At 62.6% G+C, this 16417-nt stretch carries 8 protein-coding genes; all 8 read right to left on the reverse strand.

Annotated features, from left to right (window positions below):
* Positions 1–93: 93 nt before the first annotated feature.
* Complete coding sequence (locus tag LXM55_RS05025; RefSeq protein ID WP_233319230.1) at positions 94–2496, reverse strand: two-partner secretion domain-containing protein; 2403 nt, start codon at positions 2494–2496, stop codon at positions 94–96.
* A gap of 310 nt (positions 2497–2806) precedes the next feature.
* Complete coding sequence (locus LXM55_RS05030) at positions 2807–5794, reverse strand: two-partner secretion domain-containing protein (protein WP_233319232.1); 2988 nt, start codon at positions 5792–5794, stop codon at positions 2807–2809.
* Between the two features lie 146 nt (positions 5795–5940).
* A complete protein-coding gene (locus tag LXM55_RS05035) occupies positions 5941–7011 on the reverse strand; it encodes a fimbrial protein (RefSeq protein ID WP_233319234.1) in 1071 nt (356 codons plus the stop codon).
* A 294-nt stretch (positions 7012–7305) separates the two neighbouring features.
* The gene (locus LXM55_RS05040; RefSeq protein ID WP_233319236.1) at positions 7306–10365 is read right to left on the reverse strand and encodes a two-partner secretion domain-containing protein; all 3060 of its coding nucleotides are present in this window, start codon (positions 10363–10365) and stop codon (positions 7306–7308) included.
* A 75-nt stretch (positions 10366–10440) separates the two neighbouring features.
* Entirely contained in the window at positions 10441–12072 is a 1632-nt protein-coding gene (locus tag LXM55_RS05045) for a ShlB/FhaC/HecB family hemolysin secretion/activation protein (RefSeq protein WP_233319944.1), read from the reverse strand.
* A gap of 82 nt (positions 12073–12154) precedes the next feature.
* Positions 12155–12913: a fimbria/pilus periplasmic chaperone gene (locus tag LXM55_RS05050; RefSeq protein ID WP_233319238.1), complete on the reverse strand. Its 759-nt coding sequence runs from the start codon at positions 12911–12913 to the stop codon at positions 12155–12157.
* A complete protein-coding gene (locus LXM55_RS05055) occupies positions 12913–15597 on the reverse strand; it encodes a fimbria/pilus outer membrane usher protein (RefSeq protein ID WP_442799737.1) in 2685 nt (894 codons plus the stop codon). The genes LXM55_RS05050 and LXM55_RS05055 overlap by 1 nt, the downstream gene beginning before the upstream one ends.
* A 67-nt stretch (positions 15598–15664) precedes the next feature.
* Positions 15665–16408, reverse strand: coding sequence for a fimbrial biogenesis chaperone (locus LXM55_RS05060; protein WP_233319240.1), 744 nt, complete (start codon positions 16406–16408; stop codon positions 15665–15667).
* Between the last annotated feature and the right edge of the window lie 9 nt (positions 16409–16417).

Raw genomic sequence — 16417 nt, forward strand, 5'->3', positions numbered from 1 at the left:
TGGAACCTGCACATACCCGGTATTAGCGGGGCTCCTCATTGGTTACTCATCAAGCTCTTGGTGTTGCCGCAGGACGAACCGGCAACGCGGATTTCACTTTACGTTCTTACCGACCAAGCTGTCGACGCTCGAGACAAATTGGGTGTGCAACACGCCAGTGGCCTGGACGTTGCTCAAAACACCACTCTGGTTGAGCCCCACCAGACCACCGGCGGTGTCCATCCCTAGACCGAGCACCATTGCCTTGGCTGACGAGTCAGTGATCCGACCAGCGTTGTTGAAACCGACCAATCCTCCAGCGTTGTTGCTGTAATACCCCACTACGGTGCCCGAGGCGCTGGAACGTAGGATGCTGCCGTCCTGGTTGTAGCCCACCAGGCCACCCAGGTTCCGGGAGGCCGCGTAAGCGTTGTTATCCAACCCAATCACTCCCGAGCTCGAAGAGTCTGCGATCGAGCCACCCTGGTTGATTCCCACCAAGCCGCCCATACCGACCAATGCCTGACCGCCCAAGGAGCCCCCGACCCGAACATTGGCGTGGCTGTTGCTCACGGAGCCCGTGTTCAGCCCCGCCAGGCCACCAGCGGCCGAAGTGGAGCTATTGCCAGCCACGGAACCGCTCACCGATGAAGCATCGATGGAGCCGCCGTGGTTGACCCCCACCAGTCCGCCGATCTGGTTGTCCTGATCATCAAGGGCCCGTACCTGGAGATTGCTGGCTTGGACGTTGCTGATACTCCCACTGTTGCTGCCAACCAGAGCACCGACGGCACTCCCCCCCTGGGTACTGGCTGGCCCCTGGACGGTGAGCGAGGCGAGCTTGAGGTTGCTGATGCTGCCAGAGGAACTGGCGAACAGCCCGCCATTACCGCCGTTACTGTTGACGGTAAAACCACTGATACTGTTGCCCAGGCCGTTGAAGACACCGGTGAATGTGTCCGCGCCACCAATCGACGTGAGGCTGCCGGAGCCGTTGAGACCAGTGCCCAGGACGTAGCGGCCATCCAGGCGTTTATCGATTGCCTGCAACTGCGCAGCGTTCTGAATGACCTCGTACTTGGCCCCGTTGGCGTCAAACCCGGCATCGCTGCCGGACAGGGTCACCTGGCTGTTTTTACCCAAGGTGAGGTCAGCACCGTGCTTCAGGCTCAGGCTGCTGTTGCTCCCGGTGAGTTGCACCTTACCCTTGAGCTCAATGCGCTGATTGGCATCGAGCTCGACCCGGGCCTTGGCCCCGTTGGCGGTCAGGTTGCCATTGAGCTGAATGTCCTTGGCCGCAGAGAGGGTCAACTGATTGCCACTGCTCCAGTTGATCGCTCCGTCCACCACGACATTACCCTTGCTGCTGGCCAACTCGATATTGGTCGTCGCCAGATTCCGCGACAGGGTATCGCCATGATTGATCCCGAAGTAGTCGGCTATGGGCCCGCCAATCGCAATGTTCTCTGATTCGACCTTCCAGGTTCCCGTCTGGCCATTTTTGGCCTGGGTGGAGACACGAGCGTTTTTCTGCACCCACGTCATCCCCCCTCGGGTTTCGATCACACCACCGTCACCCTCGTCCGTTGCATTGGCCAGCAATGCACCGTCGACGTTGACCATGCCCACATCACCGCCGTCCAGGGTGATGCGACCGGCCTTTTGCGACAAGGTATTGGCTTCGATGGTGCCGGTGTTGTTGACCACCGTCTGCGTCATCGCGCCGGCACTCTTGGCGGTCATCAGTACTTGACCGCCATCGGCCTTGAGCAGGCCTCCGTTGGCCACCAGCGCATTGAGCGCGGCGGAATCGACTTGCAGGTCCAGTAGGTTGTTGCCGTCAAAGCTGACCGTGAACGCTTCACCCGCACCCAGTGCCACACGGCCGTTTTGCGCCGTGATGGTGCCGTTGTTGAGAACGTCTGCTGCCAAAAGCGCAACACTGCCACCGTCAGCGGCGGTGATCTTGCCTAGGTTGACGACGCGGGCCTTGGAGGTGCCGGAAAACTGATAGTTACCGGCATTGAACTGCTCATTACCAATGCCCTGCGTCGAGACCACCAGGCCGCCAACATTCACTTGAGCGTTATTGCCGAACATCACCCCGTTGGGGTTGACCAGGAACACCTGGCCGTTGGCGTTGATCGTCCCCATGATGCTGCTGCCATTGACACCCACCACCCGGTTCAAGGCAATCGAGGTATTGGTGGGCTGATTGAAGGTCACCGATTGACCGGCCTGGACGTTGAAGTCTTTCCAGTTGGTGATCAGCTTATCGGTGTTCTGGTTAATGGACATGTGATTGCCCTGAGTCGAAATATCCGCGCTCCCGGACACCACCGCGCCCCCTGTCGGCAAGGCGAACGCCGATGGCAGGCACGCCAGGGCAAGGGCGCCGGCTGCCGCCACAATCAAGCCCTTTGCGGAGCCCGAACAACGACGGCGGCGAGCGCCTTCGTGAGTCACATTCCAGCACCCTTGGGCCTGGTTCCATACCAACGCGTAAATTTTGTTCATGAAGATTCCTTATCGATTTATCAGGACCCTGCAAACCTTCGCAAGGCGACACAACATCTGCTGGAGCACAACGGCTCCGGCAGAAATACGGCTGAGCACCCACGCAACCTCAGGCCATGTATTGCGCCTGTCACAGCGGGCCACTCAGGAAAAAGGACCGTGCAGCAACGGCGGACCGCCGCCAGCTGTCAGAAAGGAGACAAAAGAGAACAGGGCCAATAGCGACCCTGGATCAGGCAAGCCTCGGTATGCCGTGCTTGTGCAGGGCATGCCGAGGGAGTTGCCACCCCTTGGGATCAAGAGGTGCAGGTCACCAGTTGCGAGACTCGCCCTGGCCGACGCGGGTCGCCTGATTCGATCCGCGGTCGTAGGCCATGCTTGCGTAGCTGGGCGCAATCACCTGGATATTGCCGAAGGCAGCGGACTGACGAATGTCACCCAGGTCCACCCCCGCCAGGCCCCCCAGACGAGCATCCCGGCTGCCCGTGACGTTACCGCTGGCGAGTGCGTTGACGATCCGCGCGTGGTTCTGCCCCACCAAACCGCCGACCATGCTGTAGCTGCCACCGGAGACCTTGCCCTTGGCCGACGCGGTGTCGATGAGGCTGTCACCCTTGGCAACGCCATGGGTACCCACCAGACCGCCGACCGCGCTCTTGGCACCGCCACTGACATCACCACGGGCCTCGACTGACTTCAGGTCCCCGGCGTTGTAGCCGATCAGCCCGCCGACATGGCCTTGGTCCTTGCCCACGACATTGCCCCAGGCCATTGAATTGGCAACCAGGCCGCCGGTGTTGTAGCCGATGAGCCCGCCCACGGTGCTGTTGCTCGCGCCCTGGACCAGGCCGAAGGCCTCGGCAAGGCTGACCTGGCTGTCAATGCTCTGCCCGACCAGGCCACCGATGTGCTGGCTGCTTCCGCCATTCACCGAGCCACGGGCGGTAACGTTGCGCAGCACGCTGTCGTGGTTCAGGCCCACCAGGCCACCGGCCGTGGCAAAGCTCTTGCCCAGCAGCCCGCCGCTGGCGCCAGAGTCGCTGATGCGGCCCGATTCGTTGCGCCCCACCAGGCCGCCGGCATTGCTCGCGCCGTTGCCGGAAACCGCCACTGAAGACTGGGAGTCCTCGATGCGGCCGCCCTGGTTGTATCCCACCAGGCCACCCAGGTTGGTGCCCTTGTAGCTGAAGCTGTCACCACTGGAGACCGCACCCGAACTGGACGAACCGGCAATCAGCCCTTGATGGTTGACACCCACCAGTCCGCCGACACCGCCCTCGGCATTGCTGGCGATACTGGTGGTGAGCCGGACATCGGCACTGCTGTTGGTCACTGTGCCGCCACTGTCCGCCACCTGACGGTTCTCGCCCACCAGGCCACCGGCCGCCGAGGTGGAGCTATTGCCCTGTACCACACCGCTCATCGACGCAGCATCAATGGAGCCGCCGGCGTTGCTCCCCACCAGCCCACCGATCAGGTTGTCCTGCCGACTCTTGGCATTGACCCGCAGATTGCTGGCGCTGACATTGGCAATTTTCCCGCTGTTACGCCCGACCAGGCCACCGACGGCACTGGTACCGGAGGTGGGCGTGGCGCCATTGATGGTCATTGAAGCCAGCTTGAGGTTGCCGATGCTGCCGGACGAGCTGGCGAACAGTCCGCCGTCGCTGCCGTTGCTGTTGACCGTCATGCCGCTGAGGGTGTTGCCCAGGCCCTCGAAGATGCCACTGAAGGCTTGCTCCCCACCGATCGAGGTCAGGCGGGCGTTGCTGTTGATGGAGTTGCCAAGGACGTAGCGGCCCGCCAGGTCCTGGTCGATCGCCTGTAGTTGCAGGGCGTTTTGAATGACCGCGTAGGCGTCGCCGTTGGCGTCGAAACGGGCACCGTTGCCGGACAGCGTGACGCCGCCATTCTGGCCCAGGACGAGAGCGTTGCCGTAGTTCAGCCCGAGGCTGCTATGGCTACCAGTGAGCGCCAACTGGCGGTTGAGCTTGATGCCTCCCTGGGCGTTGAGTTCGACCCGGGCATTGGCCCCACCGGCAAACAGGCTGTCATCCAGACGAATGTCCTTGGCCGAAGAGAGGGTCAACTGGTTGCCGCTGAACCAGAAGAGTCCGTTTTCCACCGCCACATCGCCCTTGCCACTGGCCAGTTCGATATGAGTGGTTGCCAGGTTGCGCGATACGGTGTCGGCATGGGCGGTGTTGCGGGTGGCGGTGAGGAAGGAGCCCACCTTGACTTCGTTGCTGGCGATCTTCCAAGTGCCCGTCTGGCCATCCCGGGACTGGGTGTTGACCTTGGTTGGCAGCAGGACGCGAGTGGTTGCGCCCCGGGTCTCGATCACCCCGCCATCGCCCTTGCCGTCCAGCGCGCTGGCGTGCAATGAGCCATCGACACTGACCACGCCCACGTCGCCGCCATCCAGGGTAATGCGCCCGGCTTTCTGCGACAGGGTATTGGCTTCGATGGTGCCCTGGTTGTTGACCACCGTCTGCAGCATGGAGCCCGCGCTTTTGGCGGTCATCAACACCTGCCCGCCATCGGCCTTGAGCAAGCCGGCGTTGTGCACCAGCGCGTTGAGTGCGGCGCTGTCGACGTGCAGGTCCAGCAGTTGGTTGTCGTCGAAGCCGACGGTGAAACCATCGCCTGCAGCCAGCGCCACGCGCCCGTTCTGCGCCTTGATGGAGCCCTGGTTGGTCACCTTGGCCCCGAGCAGCGCCACGCTACCGCCGTCAGCGGCAGTGATGGAACCCTGGTTGACGACCTCGGCCGCCGAGTCACCGGTGAACTTGTAGTTGCCGGCCTTGAAATCGGCATCGCTGATGTCGCGGGTCGTAGCCACCAGGCCACCGACATTCACCTGTGAGCCTTGGCCGAACACCACCCCGTTGGGGTTGATCAGGAACACCCGGCCATTGGCGTTGATCTGCCCATGAATCTGGCTGCCATTGACGCCGACGACCCGGTTCAGGGCAATCGAGGTGCTGGTGGGCTGGTTGAAGGTCACCGACTGACCGTTCTGCACGTTGAAATCCTGCCACTGCGTGATCAGCTTGTCCGTCTGCTGATTGATGGACAGGTGCGAACCCTGGGTATGGAAATCGGCACTGCCGGACACCACCTCACCTCCGGTAGGCAAGGCAAACGCCGAAGGCAGCCCGGTCAGGGCCATGAGACTGGCCACAGCCACCACCAGCCCCTTGCCAGAGCCCGAGCGGCGCCGACGCCGAGCGCCTTCGTGCGTCACGTTCCAGCAGCCCTGGGCCTGATTCCATACCAGCGCATAGATCTTGTTCATGAAAACTCCTTATCGATTGATATCTACGTGCTGCAAACCTTTGCAGCACGGCACTGCTGCTGAAGCGCTCGCCAGGCCTTCAACATTGAACGACGGTGTTGGGAGGAACCCGCCCACGGACGGACCGGCTCCATCAGCGGTCGCCTTCATGGAAAGGTGAAGGTGAACTGCGCAGCGCCGTTGGCCGTTCCCCCGGCCTGGATTTCCTGGTCATTGCCAATGCGGATGTAACTGGCTCGCAGCGGGATCCTCGCGCCATCGCCAATGCGCTGCATCTCGTAGCTCTGGCCGCTGTACTCGATGCGCTGCGAAGTCAGGTCATTGGTCATGACAATGCCGAACCCCCGGGTCTTGGAATTGATCAAGCCCAGCACCCCCGGGACCGAAGAGCCCCCGGACTTGTCGATAAAACTGACCCGTGGCCTGGCCTGCATCGAGCACCGGCTCAAGCCGATACTGAAGGGAACCGCGGGCGAGGTCGCGTTGAGCTGGGGAAAGTCCGACAAGGCAAAGCGCCCCAGGCGCACGTCGATCTCCTTGTAGGCTTCCACCACGCAGGTCTTGGGCAGCTCGATATCCATGTTGAAATCCAGCCCCCCCAGGGCCAGGCCCTTGCGGCAGCTGTAGGTCAGCGGCGGGCTGAGCCTGCTCAGTTCGGAACCCAGGGTCGATTCGTTTTTTCCCAGGTCGTACGCATACAGCTGCAAGATGGAAGAGCCCACCACATGGGTCACCTTGAGGGTGCCCGTGGGCAGCTGATCCGGTGGCGCGATCAGGATCAGCGATTGAACAATCTGGGTGACCATGGTTTGAGCGGGCAAGCCACTCTCGTAGACCAGGTCGTCATTTTTTTCCAACGCGATAGGAAAGGTGACCTGGGTCACGCGTATTTTCTCCCCCTCTCGGGGAGCCGCCTCCAGTCGCAGGCCTATGCCCTGGACATTGGTCGGAGCAGCATCATCGGTCTGCGGTGTACCGCCACTCCAATGCCCGGCAGTCACCAGCTCCCGAGGCTTGCCGGAGATGGCCAGGTTGAAGCTGGTATGCAAGGTAATCGTCCGTTCCCACAACACGGATCCCACCGGGGTATTGGTGTTCAACGGGTTGACCAGCCGCCAGGGCGAACCGGCCTTGCTGGTGACGACGCAGTCCCTGGCGTAACCGTTGGCAGCTTGCGCATCCGCGCCGCCCCAGCCACCAAGCACCCCTGCGAGCATGACGCCACACACCCACAGGGGCAGCGGTCTGCGATCAGCTACAAGCCTCAGCCATTGGCGAATCATTAGTCTTTCTCCCTGCCTGCGCCTTCCTGGCGCCGCCCATGACAAGGGCAGCGTCCTGCACAAACGAGATGGATTGCCCAACGGTGGCCGGCTGCTTCCGGCCCCCCTTAAAAAGTCATCAAGGAACGAGACAAGCAGGTGCCCGCCAGCAGCCAGCCCCCGGTGCACCAGGCATCAACCAGGCACACCGGGGGAACTGCCATTCCTCAGATCAGTGGGTTGCGCTCATCAGTTGCGAATGTCGCCCTGGTTCAGGCCGACGGCAGGTACCTGGGTCGCCAGACCCAGCGCCGTGTTGTAGCGCATGTCGCCGTAGTTGACCCCGACCAGGCCGCCGTAGGTCTGGGCGTAGCGTGAGTCGAAGTTGATCTTGCCGTAGGCCACGGAGTTACGCAGATCGCCCATGTTCAAGCCAACCAGGCCACCCAGGCGGGCACTAGTGCCGCCGCTGACCTGACCATTGGCCAGGGAGTTGGTGATGAACGACTTGTTCTGACCGACCAGGCCACCCACCGAACTCTGGCTACCGCCCACCACGTTGCCTTTGGCCGAGGCGCTGTCAATGCGGTGATCCACATAGTCACCATTGGTCCCCACCAGGCCGCCGACAAAGCTGTTGACGCCGCCGCTGACGTTACCGCTGGCCTCGGCCGAGCTCAGGTCACCGTCGTTGTAGCCCACCAACCCACCGACGTTGCTGATGTTGCCGCCGCTGGCATTGCCACGAGCCACGACATATTCGGTGCTGCCGCCAAAGTTGTGTCCGATGAGGCCACCGACATTGCTGTTGGCACCACCGACCACGTTGCCGGTCGCTTCCGCCGTGTCGATCCGGCTCTCCTCGTTCCTGCCCACCAGACCACCAATGTTGGTGCCGGTGGAGTCACTGACCGTGCCAGTGGCCTTGACGTTCTTCAGCTCGCCGTTCTGGTTCCAGCCCACCAGGCCACCGGCGGCCATGGACATTGCCCCCGTCACCGCACCACTGGCGCTGGAGTCGATGATGGTGCCATTTTTGTTGGTCCCCACCAGGCCACCGATGCGGCTGGCGGCATAACCCCAGACATTGACCGAGGAACTGCTGTTCTCAATCCGACCACCTTGGTTGTAGCCCACCAGACCACCCAGGTTCGGGTCTATGTAAGGTGGGCGAACTGGCGGGTTGACGGGTGGACGCAAACCCATGCCGATCGTACCTGCACTCGAAGAATCCTTGATTTCCCCCCCCTTGTTGACCCCCACCAGGCCGCCCATGCCACCCACCTCACTGAGCTGTATGGTGCCCAGCGCCTGCACGTTGGCGGAGCTATTGGTAATGGTGCCCACGCCAGCACGGCCGACATTGTTTTCACCTACCAGGCCGCCCATGGCCAAGGTGTTGTTGTTACCGGTCACCGTACCGGACATCGATCCACGGTCGATGGTACCGCCAGCGTTGACGCCGACCAGGCCACCGACGGTGTTGGTCTGATTGCTGTTGGCACTCACGGCCAGGTTGATGCCACTGACGTTTTCGATGCGGCCGGTGTTCTCGCCCACCAAGCCACCGATTTTTCCGAAGCCTGAGTTGGAGGTGGTGCCGTTGATTTTCATCGACGCCAGCTTGAGGTTGCTGATGCTGCCGGACGATCGACCGAACAGGCCACCGTAAGGCCCGTCGGTATTGACGGTAAAACCACTGACGGTGTTGCCCAGGCCATCGAAGGTGCCGGTGAACGCTCTGCCACCACCAATGGACTTGATGCTGCCACTGCCCTTGATGTCATTGCCGAGCACATACAGGCCATCGAGGCTGCTACCGATGTCCTGCAACTGCGCGGCGTTCTGGACCACCTTGTACAGATCGCCATTGGCGTCGAACCAGGCGCCGCTGCCGGACAGCGTGACCCGGCCGTTCTGCCCCAGGGCATAGCTGTTGCCGTAGTCGAGGCCAAAACTGCTGTTGACCCCGGTCAGCTCCACCGCACCATTGAGCTTGATGTCCCGATTGGCATTGAGCTCGATACGGGTACCGCCACCGCTGCCCTTGAGGCTCTTGTTGAGGGTGATGTCCCCAGCCGAGACAACGCTCAATTGATTGCCGCTGGTCCAGGCGATATCACCATCGATCGAAACGTCGCCGGTCTTGCTGCTCAACTCGACATGGGTGGTGGCCAGGTTATGCGACAGGGTATCGGCATACACGGTGGTGTCGCCGGGTGTGGAGGTAGGGTTGACCGTGACGTCCGAGGAGCTGATTTTCCAGGTCCCGGCCTTGCCGTTGTTGGCCAGGGTGTTGACCCGGGCGGCCAGTTGCACCTTGGTGGTCGCGCCCTTGGTTTCCACCACGCCACCATCACCGATGGCGGTCAGCGCGTTGGCACTCATCGAACCGCCAACGTTGACCACGCCCACGTCACCGCCGTCCAGGGTGATCTTGCCGGCCTTGCGCGACAGGGTATTGGCTTCGATGGCGCCCTGGTTGTTGACCACGGTCTGCAGCATCGAACCGGCACTCTTGGCGGTCATCAATACCTGCCCGCCGTCGGCCTTGAGCAAGCCGCCGTTGCTCACCAGTGCATTGATCGCCGCGGCATCGACTTTCAGGTCCAGCAGATTGTTGCTGTCGAAACTGACGGTGAACTCGTTGCCACCCCCCAGGGCCACGCTGCCCTTCTGGGCCTTGATGGTGCCTTCGTTGCGCACGGTCTTGCCGAGCAGTGCCACGCTGCCGCCATCGGCCGCGGTGATCAGGCCGTTGTTGACGATTTCAGCCTGTGACACGCCGGCAAACTTGTAGTTGCCAGCCGTGAAGTTGGCATCGGTGATGTTCTGGGTCGAGGCCACCAGACCCCCGACGTTCACCTGGGCGTTATTGCCGAATACCACCCCGTTGGGGTTGATCAGGAACACCTGGCCGTTGGCCTTGATCTGCCCCTGGATGTTGCTGCCGTTGACGCCGATCACCCGGTTCAGGGCCACCGAGGTCTTGGTCGGCTGGCTGAAGGTGACCGTCTGGCCGCGGTTCACACTGAAGTCGTTCCAGTTGGTGATCAGCTTGTCGCTGTGCTGGTTGATCGACATCTGCTTGCCATTGTCGAACGTCAGGATGTCTGCCGTTCCGGAGACAATGGTTTCTCCGGTCGGCAACGCGAAGGCCACAGGTAGAACGCCAATGCCCAGCAGCCCGGCCACCATCACCACCAGGCCTTTGCGCGTTCCGGAGCGACGGCGACGGCGCGCGCCCTCGTCGGTCACACTCCAGCAGCCCTGGGCCTGATTCCATACCAATGCATAAACCTTGTTCACGTTGACTCCTCATCTACTGATTAACGCCCTGCACCCTATGCAGGACGGCACCACCTCCGAAGCGCTCGCAGGCCTTCAGAAATACTGTGTCGCGCTGGCCCAGATCCGCGGCGTCCGCTCGGGTCCGCTGCCTTGCTGGTTGTTATCCAGGGCCCAGGCACTGGTCACGCTGATCTGTTGCGAAGGGCCGCTCCAGCTGGCCCCCACACCGGCGCCCGACAGCTGGCGGCGGTTCTCGTCGTGGATCCAGGGGCGTTTGTTGACCTGCACCGCGCCGTGATCGACAAACGCCTTGAGCTGCCAACGCGGGGCCAGAAGGAAGCGCAGCTCAAGGCTCGCTTGCCAGCCCTGGTCGCCACTGCTGGTGCCCTGGGGATAGGCGCGCACATCGAAGGGCCCGCCGATGCCGAATTTTTCCGAGCTGTCCAGGTTGGTCGAGGACCATTGGCCGTTGAACTGGCCGTAGAGCTGAAAGCGCGGGCTCAGGTACTGCAGGCGCGCGGCATTCAGGTTGAGCTTCTGAAAGCCACCGTTGGTGCCGGCCGTGAAGTGGTCGCGCCACTGGTCCATCGGGTCATCGATGCTCAACCGGCCACTGCCGTAGGTGAGGTAGAAGAAGTTCTGCCCGCCTCCGAGCAGGCTGTCCTGGGAGTTGCCGTTGAGGCTCAGGCTCCAGAGTTCCACATGCTTCTGGCTGCTGACTTCGAACAGGTCGATGTCGTCCCGCAGGCGTTTGTCCTCGTACTGCAGCTGGGCGCTGAGATCGAAGGTGCGGCTGCGGATCAGCGGTTGAGTGATGAAGACACTGCCGATGCTGGCCTGGCCGTGGGCCTCCAGCACCTCGAAGTCGCGGCTCAACTCGTAGTTCATTCGCGAATAGGCCACGCCCAGGCTGGTCGACCAGGGGCCTACCGGGAGTTTGTAGGCGGCGCGGTAGTAACGCTGGTCCTCATCGCTGCCCAGCAACCGCAGGTTGAGCTGGTCGCCCAGGCGCAACGGATTGTTGAGGTTGAGGCTGCCACCCAGGCGATATTCGCCGGTGTAGTAGCCGCCGAAGTTGTCCGCTTCCAGGGTGCCGCTGGCCCAGGGCCCGGGCTGCGCATTGACCAGCAGGTCGGTGGTGCCGCGTTGCTCGCCGGCGCTCAGGGTGCCCTTGACCCGCACGCCGGGAAGGTCGCTCAACAGCAACAGGCTGCGCTCAAGATCATCACTGCGCACCGCGGTATCGCTTCGCAGCGACGACAGGGGGCCGGTGATCACCGAGTTCAGAGCCCGAGACTGGTTGTTCACCTGAATACGCCCGTAACGGCCTTCCATGACCTCGATACGCACCACGCCGCCCTCGATGTCCTGCGCTGGCAGGAAGGCCCGGGCCAGCATGTAGCCCTGGTCCTGGTAATAGCGGGTCAGGCGTTCGGCGGCCGCTCGCAGCTGGTTCAGATCCAGCTCCTGGCCCTTGAGGTCCGCCAGCAGCGGCAGCAGCACCTCGCTGCCGAACAGCTGGTTGCCGACGATCTCGAAGTCGTTGACCTGCAAGCGAATACCGGAGGTATCCGGAGCCTGGGCAGGAGCGCTCGGCGGTTTCGCCGGCAGCTCCGGTTCCGGGGCCGGCGGCTCCGGCAACGCCTGCTGAGTCGCCTCGATGTCACGTATCGCCTGCCCCGCGTTGGGCACATACACAGCGGCAGTCGCCACTGCGGGCACCATCAGCAACAGGCTCAAACAGCCCCGCGACACACCTTGCCCAGGCCGCGCCAGCAAGTTGCTCAATGACCTGCCCAAGGCAACCTCAGTCTTGTATCCGCGCACTTCCACTCAGCGTCTCCCCGCTGTCTGTTGCCACTTGGTAATGAACCACCGCCTGATCCGGGGTAAGTCCCTGTACTTCGGGCAGGGCGATCCGCGTGCTGCCCAGGGGCTCCACGGTGATCCCCTGCACAGTGATCGTGCGGGCGCCGCCCAGCGCCAACTCGGCGAAGGACACGTAATAGGGGGTCGGATTACGGGCCAGCAGCGTCGCTCCAGCCGGCCCGCCGGGCACCAGTTTCCAGCGCAGTTGGCCGACCGCTTCGTCTGCCTTGCCGGGCAGTCCTCCAGGCCGATACAGCAGCTTCATGCGCATCCGCGATGCCAGCCGCAACTGGTTGTCCTTCAGCGCTCCCAGAGGCGGCACTTCAAGAAAGTTGATCCAGAACACCGACTCACGGTCGCTGGGCAGCGGCTCGCCGCTGTAACGCAGGACCAGGGCCGTGTGCTGCCGGGGCTCAAGCCTGGAGATCGGCGGCGACAGCACGAACGGCACCGCCAGGACACTGGGATCGGCCTCGGCATCGCCCTGGTCGAGCCAGGCCTGCAACAGGATCGGGGCCCGGCCGCTGTTGCCGACCCGAATGCTCATGGCCGGCTTGTCGGCGCCGTAGATGAAGCGCGTGCCGAGAATCGACAGATCGGCATGGGCCCAGCCACTGCACAGCGCCAGCAGGCCCGGCAGCAGGCAACGACAAGCGCGCAACGCAGCAGCGCCCGCACGGATCGGTGTGGAACCCATCAAGAACGCTCCCCGGCGGCGCCAGGCATCGCCCGGCAGGGCCGCTGGAGCAGGTCATGAGCGGCAGGGGACGCGGGATCCCGAGGAGGCAACTGGTAGTCGATCAGGCATTGCTGCTCCGGCTCCTGGCCCCACTCCACGCGAACGGTTCCCTGGTCCCGTTCGGCGCGCAGCACCAGGCGGCTGCCCTGGCCCACCGCGCCGAGCTCGACACCGCTCTGCACATCGACAGCGACGGCGGCAAACGGCAACCGCTGGCCATTGGGTTGCAGGCTGTCGATCAGCACCGCCCGGGACCGGCGAGTCGGATAGGAGAGCATCACCACGGCCCCCGCCACCGGCGCGACATTGCGCGAGCTGACCAGCAGCTCGACGTCATTGGCGACGCCAGCGGGGTCGATATCCACGGTGTTCAATTTAAACGGGCTCAGGCTCGGCAACACGGCGTAACCGCGCCCGTCCACCCGCGTATCCGAGTAGCCGACCCTGGCGCCCTTGGCATCGGGGGCGTACACCAGGCCGGTGGTTTCGCTCAAGGTCTGCGCGAACGTCAGCCCCCCCGAATGCAGGACCATGCCCCCGGAAGCCCCCAGGGATTCCTGGCGATAGTCGCTGCCCCGGGAAAAGCTCGAACTCAGGGAAACCTCGGGCAGAAAGTAGTTGAAGCTGGCGTTGGTCGAGGTCTCGCGCTGCCGTTGATCATGGGAGGCGGAGACCGAATAGGTGGCATCGCCGGCCTTGTCCAGGGTCCCGGAAACCCCGCTGGTGTAATGCGCCCCGGAACTCTTGTCATGGCTGGCGTAGCTGTTGATCGTGGTTCCCCGGCGCCCCTCGCGCCCCAGGGGAATCGACAGGCTGACGCTGAAAAACGTGTTATCCGCCCCTGCGCTCGCCCCCGCCTTGCGGAACGAGGCACGCATGCGCTGGGCCATGAAGGAATAGCTGTTGCCGCGCCACTGATTGCTGTAGCCCAGGGCGAAGTTCAGGGTCTGGCCCTGGCGGTTCCAGTACTGAAGGCTGGAGCCGGTGGCATAGAGCTGTCCCGCGCCCTCGCCCAATTGCTGGTTGACGTTCACATCCAGACGGTCGCGGATCCGGGCAAAGGTATCGACGCTCTCGCCTCGGCTCACGTAATCCTGCAGGGTGACGGCATCGTGCAGGCCCAGGTAACCGCTGGTGGAGTAGCGGTACGCCAGCAATGAAAAGTTCGTGCCGCTGTTGGGCAAATTCTTGCTGTAGGAAAGACGCACGCTCGACCCCTGCATGCTGCCGCCCCGGGGCAACTCGGTCCTGGCCTGGGTCAGGTCCAGCCCAAAAGCGCCGAGGGAGGTATTCAGCGCGCTGCCGATCAGGCCCGACAGGTAGTTGCCGGTGAGCGCCGTGCCGGTGTAAGCGGTCAACTGGTTATCCAAGCCGTAGTGCAGGGTGCCCTGGGCCACATACTGTTCGCTGCCGCCAAGCCCCGGGTTCGCCACCTTGCCCGCGGTCAGGCTGTAACGCGATGTGCCAGGACGCAGTGTTTGCACGGTGGTGGCAAAAGGCACGGTGAAACGGCTGGTCTGCCCGTTGGCCTCGGTGACCGTCACTTCCAGGTCACCACCAAAACTGGCCGCTTGCAGGTCGGAGATTTCGAACGGCCCCGGAGCCACCGAGGTTTCGTGGATCAGATAGCCCCGCTGATAGACCGAGACCTTGGCGTTGGTGCTGGCCGTGCCACGGATCAGCGGAGCGAAATAGCGCTGGTTATCGGGCAGCATGCGTGGATCGCTGGCCAGCTGGACGCCACGAAACGACACCGAATCGAACAGATCGGCCTCGGTCGCGCTCTCCCCCACCAGCACCTGCGAACGCCAGGCAGGCAGTTCGGTTTGGGCGTAGATATAACCCCGCTGATAGCCGGCGCCAACCTCCGGCGACCAGGTGGCGGTGCCGCTGTGGCGCAGACGCCAGCCACCCAGGTTCAGCCCCAGGTTGAGTCCGGCATAGCCATCGGTCTGGCTGTGTCCATTGCTCTGGGAGCTGAACAGGCTGGTGTTGTAGTTGAGCACCGCGGCGGACACGCCATAGTCCCAGCTCGCCGGGTCGACATGGTTTTTCGACAGGTTCTGCTGCAGGAAAAACTGCGGCACCGACAGTTCGATCTTCTGCTGGGCAATATTCACCCGGGTCGTGACGCCAGGAATGTAGCTGCCCAGGTCACCGCAAAACAGCCCATCGCCCATGAGTGGGTGCGAGGTACTGGCGCCCAGGGTCGCATCGGTCTTTTCCAGGTCGATGCCCAGTTGCTGCAGCAGCGGACGGTCGTAGCACGGCTGGCTGCCCTGGGGGTCATCGCTAGCGCGGAACTGGATTTCCTGCAACGCCCGCCACTGACTGCTAACCAGCACATCAAGCAAGTACTTGCCGGGCGCGACATAGCCCAATTGTTGAAAGCGCGAAGTGTCGATGGGGGTGCCCTTACCTTGAAATAACATCTGGCTGTCGAACAGCAAATCCTGGCTGGAGCCCGCGTCCGGGGCTTCAGCCGCCGGTGCGCCAGCGTCCTGATCCGCCATCAGCATCATTGAGTGGCTCATCAGCACCGCCGCCAGGCACAGCCGCTGCAACGGCGCAGCGCCCCTCAGGCCGGCTGATGAACCCGAGCCGCTCGCCAGCACACGCCGACGGCACGCAATACGCGACATAACGAGGCCCCTGCCCCTCATGAAAACCAAGCCACTGAAAAGCCCACAGAAGTAACGAGGCACCCGCTCAAAGAAGTGACTTTTTCAGCAAGCCTCGGCCGCCAAAATCATCGATCACCTCATATTCAAGTGATGCCTTGGCCGGCTGCGACGGAGCACTGGCAGGCCAGGGGAAGGACTCATATCCGAACGGGCCGACCATGCCAGGCTTCAGGTTGAACCGGCGGCCTGACACATCAACTTCCATGCGCCCGAAGGACACGTAATAAGGGGTTGGGTTGAATACTTTGATATTCGCCACTTTCGAGCCCGCCGCGTGGCTCAACTCCCACTTGAGTTTTTCACCGGCCAAGTCCGCATTACCCACCAGGTTTTCAGGGCGAAAGAAGATCTTGATGCGTGTCCTGAAGGCAAACTGCAATACGTTTTCGTCCTGTTTTCGCCGTGGCGGTGTTTCCAGCACATTCAGCCAGAACAATGACTCGCGATCTTTTGCCAAGGGTTCTTTTGAATAAGAAACACGTAATATTGCCGAGTCTCCCGGTTCCACCCGACTGACCGCAGGGGCCAGCAGAAAAGGCACTTTTATATCTTCGGGTGACTGACTGGCATCGCCTTCATCAATCCAACTTTGCGCCAATAGAGCCACTGGCCCGGAGTTACTCAATCTCAATGTAACTTCACGAGCATCTGCTGGATAAACCAGGCGTGTGGCCTCTAGCACTATCCCGGCACGCGCGACTCCCGACACCCAGCCGAGGAACATGACACCGATAACGAGAGAATGAACAAAACGCGCCGTCGGCGTCATGACCTGCCC

Source organism: Pseudomonas sp. Au-Pse12 (assembly GCF_021341665.1).
Taxonomy (GTDB): domain Bacteria; phylum Pseudomonadota; class Gammaproteobacteria; order Pseudomonadales; family Pseudomonadaceae; genus Aquipseudomonas.

What these genes read in the sequence shown, in the direction of transcription:
- LXM55_RS05025 (WP_233319230.1), bottom strand. Translation starts at nt 2,496, where the DNA reads ATGAACAAAATTTACGCGTTGGTATGGAACCAGGCCCAAGGGTGCTGG.
- LXM55_RS05030 (WP_233319232.1), bottom strand. Translation starts at nt 5,794, where the DNA reads ATGAACAAGATCTATGCGCTGGTATGGAATCAGGCCCAGGGCTGCTGG.
- LXM55_RS05035 (WP_233319234.1), bottom strand. Translation starts at nt 7,011, where the DNA reads ATGCTCGCAGGGGTGCTTGGTGGCTGGGGCGGCGCGGATGCGCAAGCT.
- LXM55_RS05045 (WP_233319944.1), bottom strand. Translation starts at nt 12,072, where the DNA reads ATGGTGCCCGCAGTGGCGACTGCCGCTGTGTATGTGCCCAACGCGGGG.
- LXM55_RS05050 (WP_233319238.1), bottom strand. Translation starts at nt 12,913, where the DNA reads ATGGGTTCCACACCGATCCGTGCGGGCGCTGCTGCGTTGCGCGCTTGT.
- LXM55_RS05055 (WP_442799737.1), bottom strand. Translation starts at nt 15,597, where the DNA reads ATGTCGCGTATTGCGTGCCGTCGGCGTGTGCTGGCGAGCGGCTCGGGT.
- LXM55_RS05060 (WP_233319240.1), bottom strand. Translation starts at nt 16,408, where the DNA reads ATGACGCCGACGGCGCGTTTTGTTCATTCTCTCGTTATCGGTGTCATG.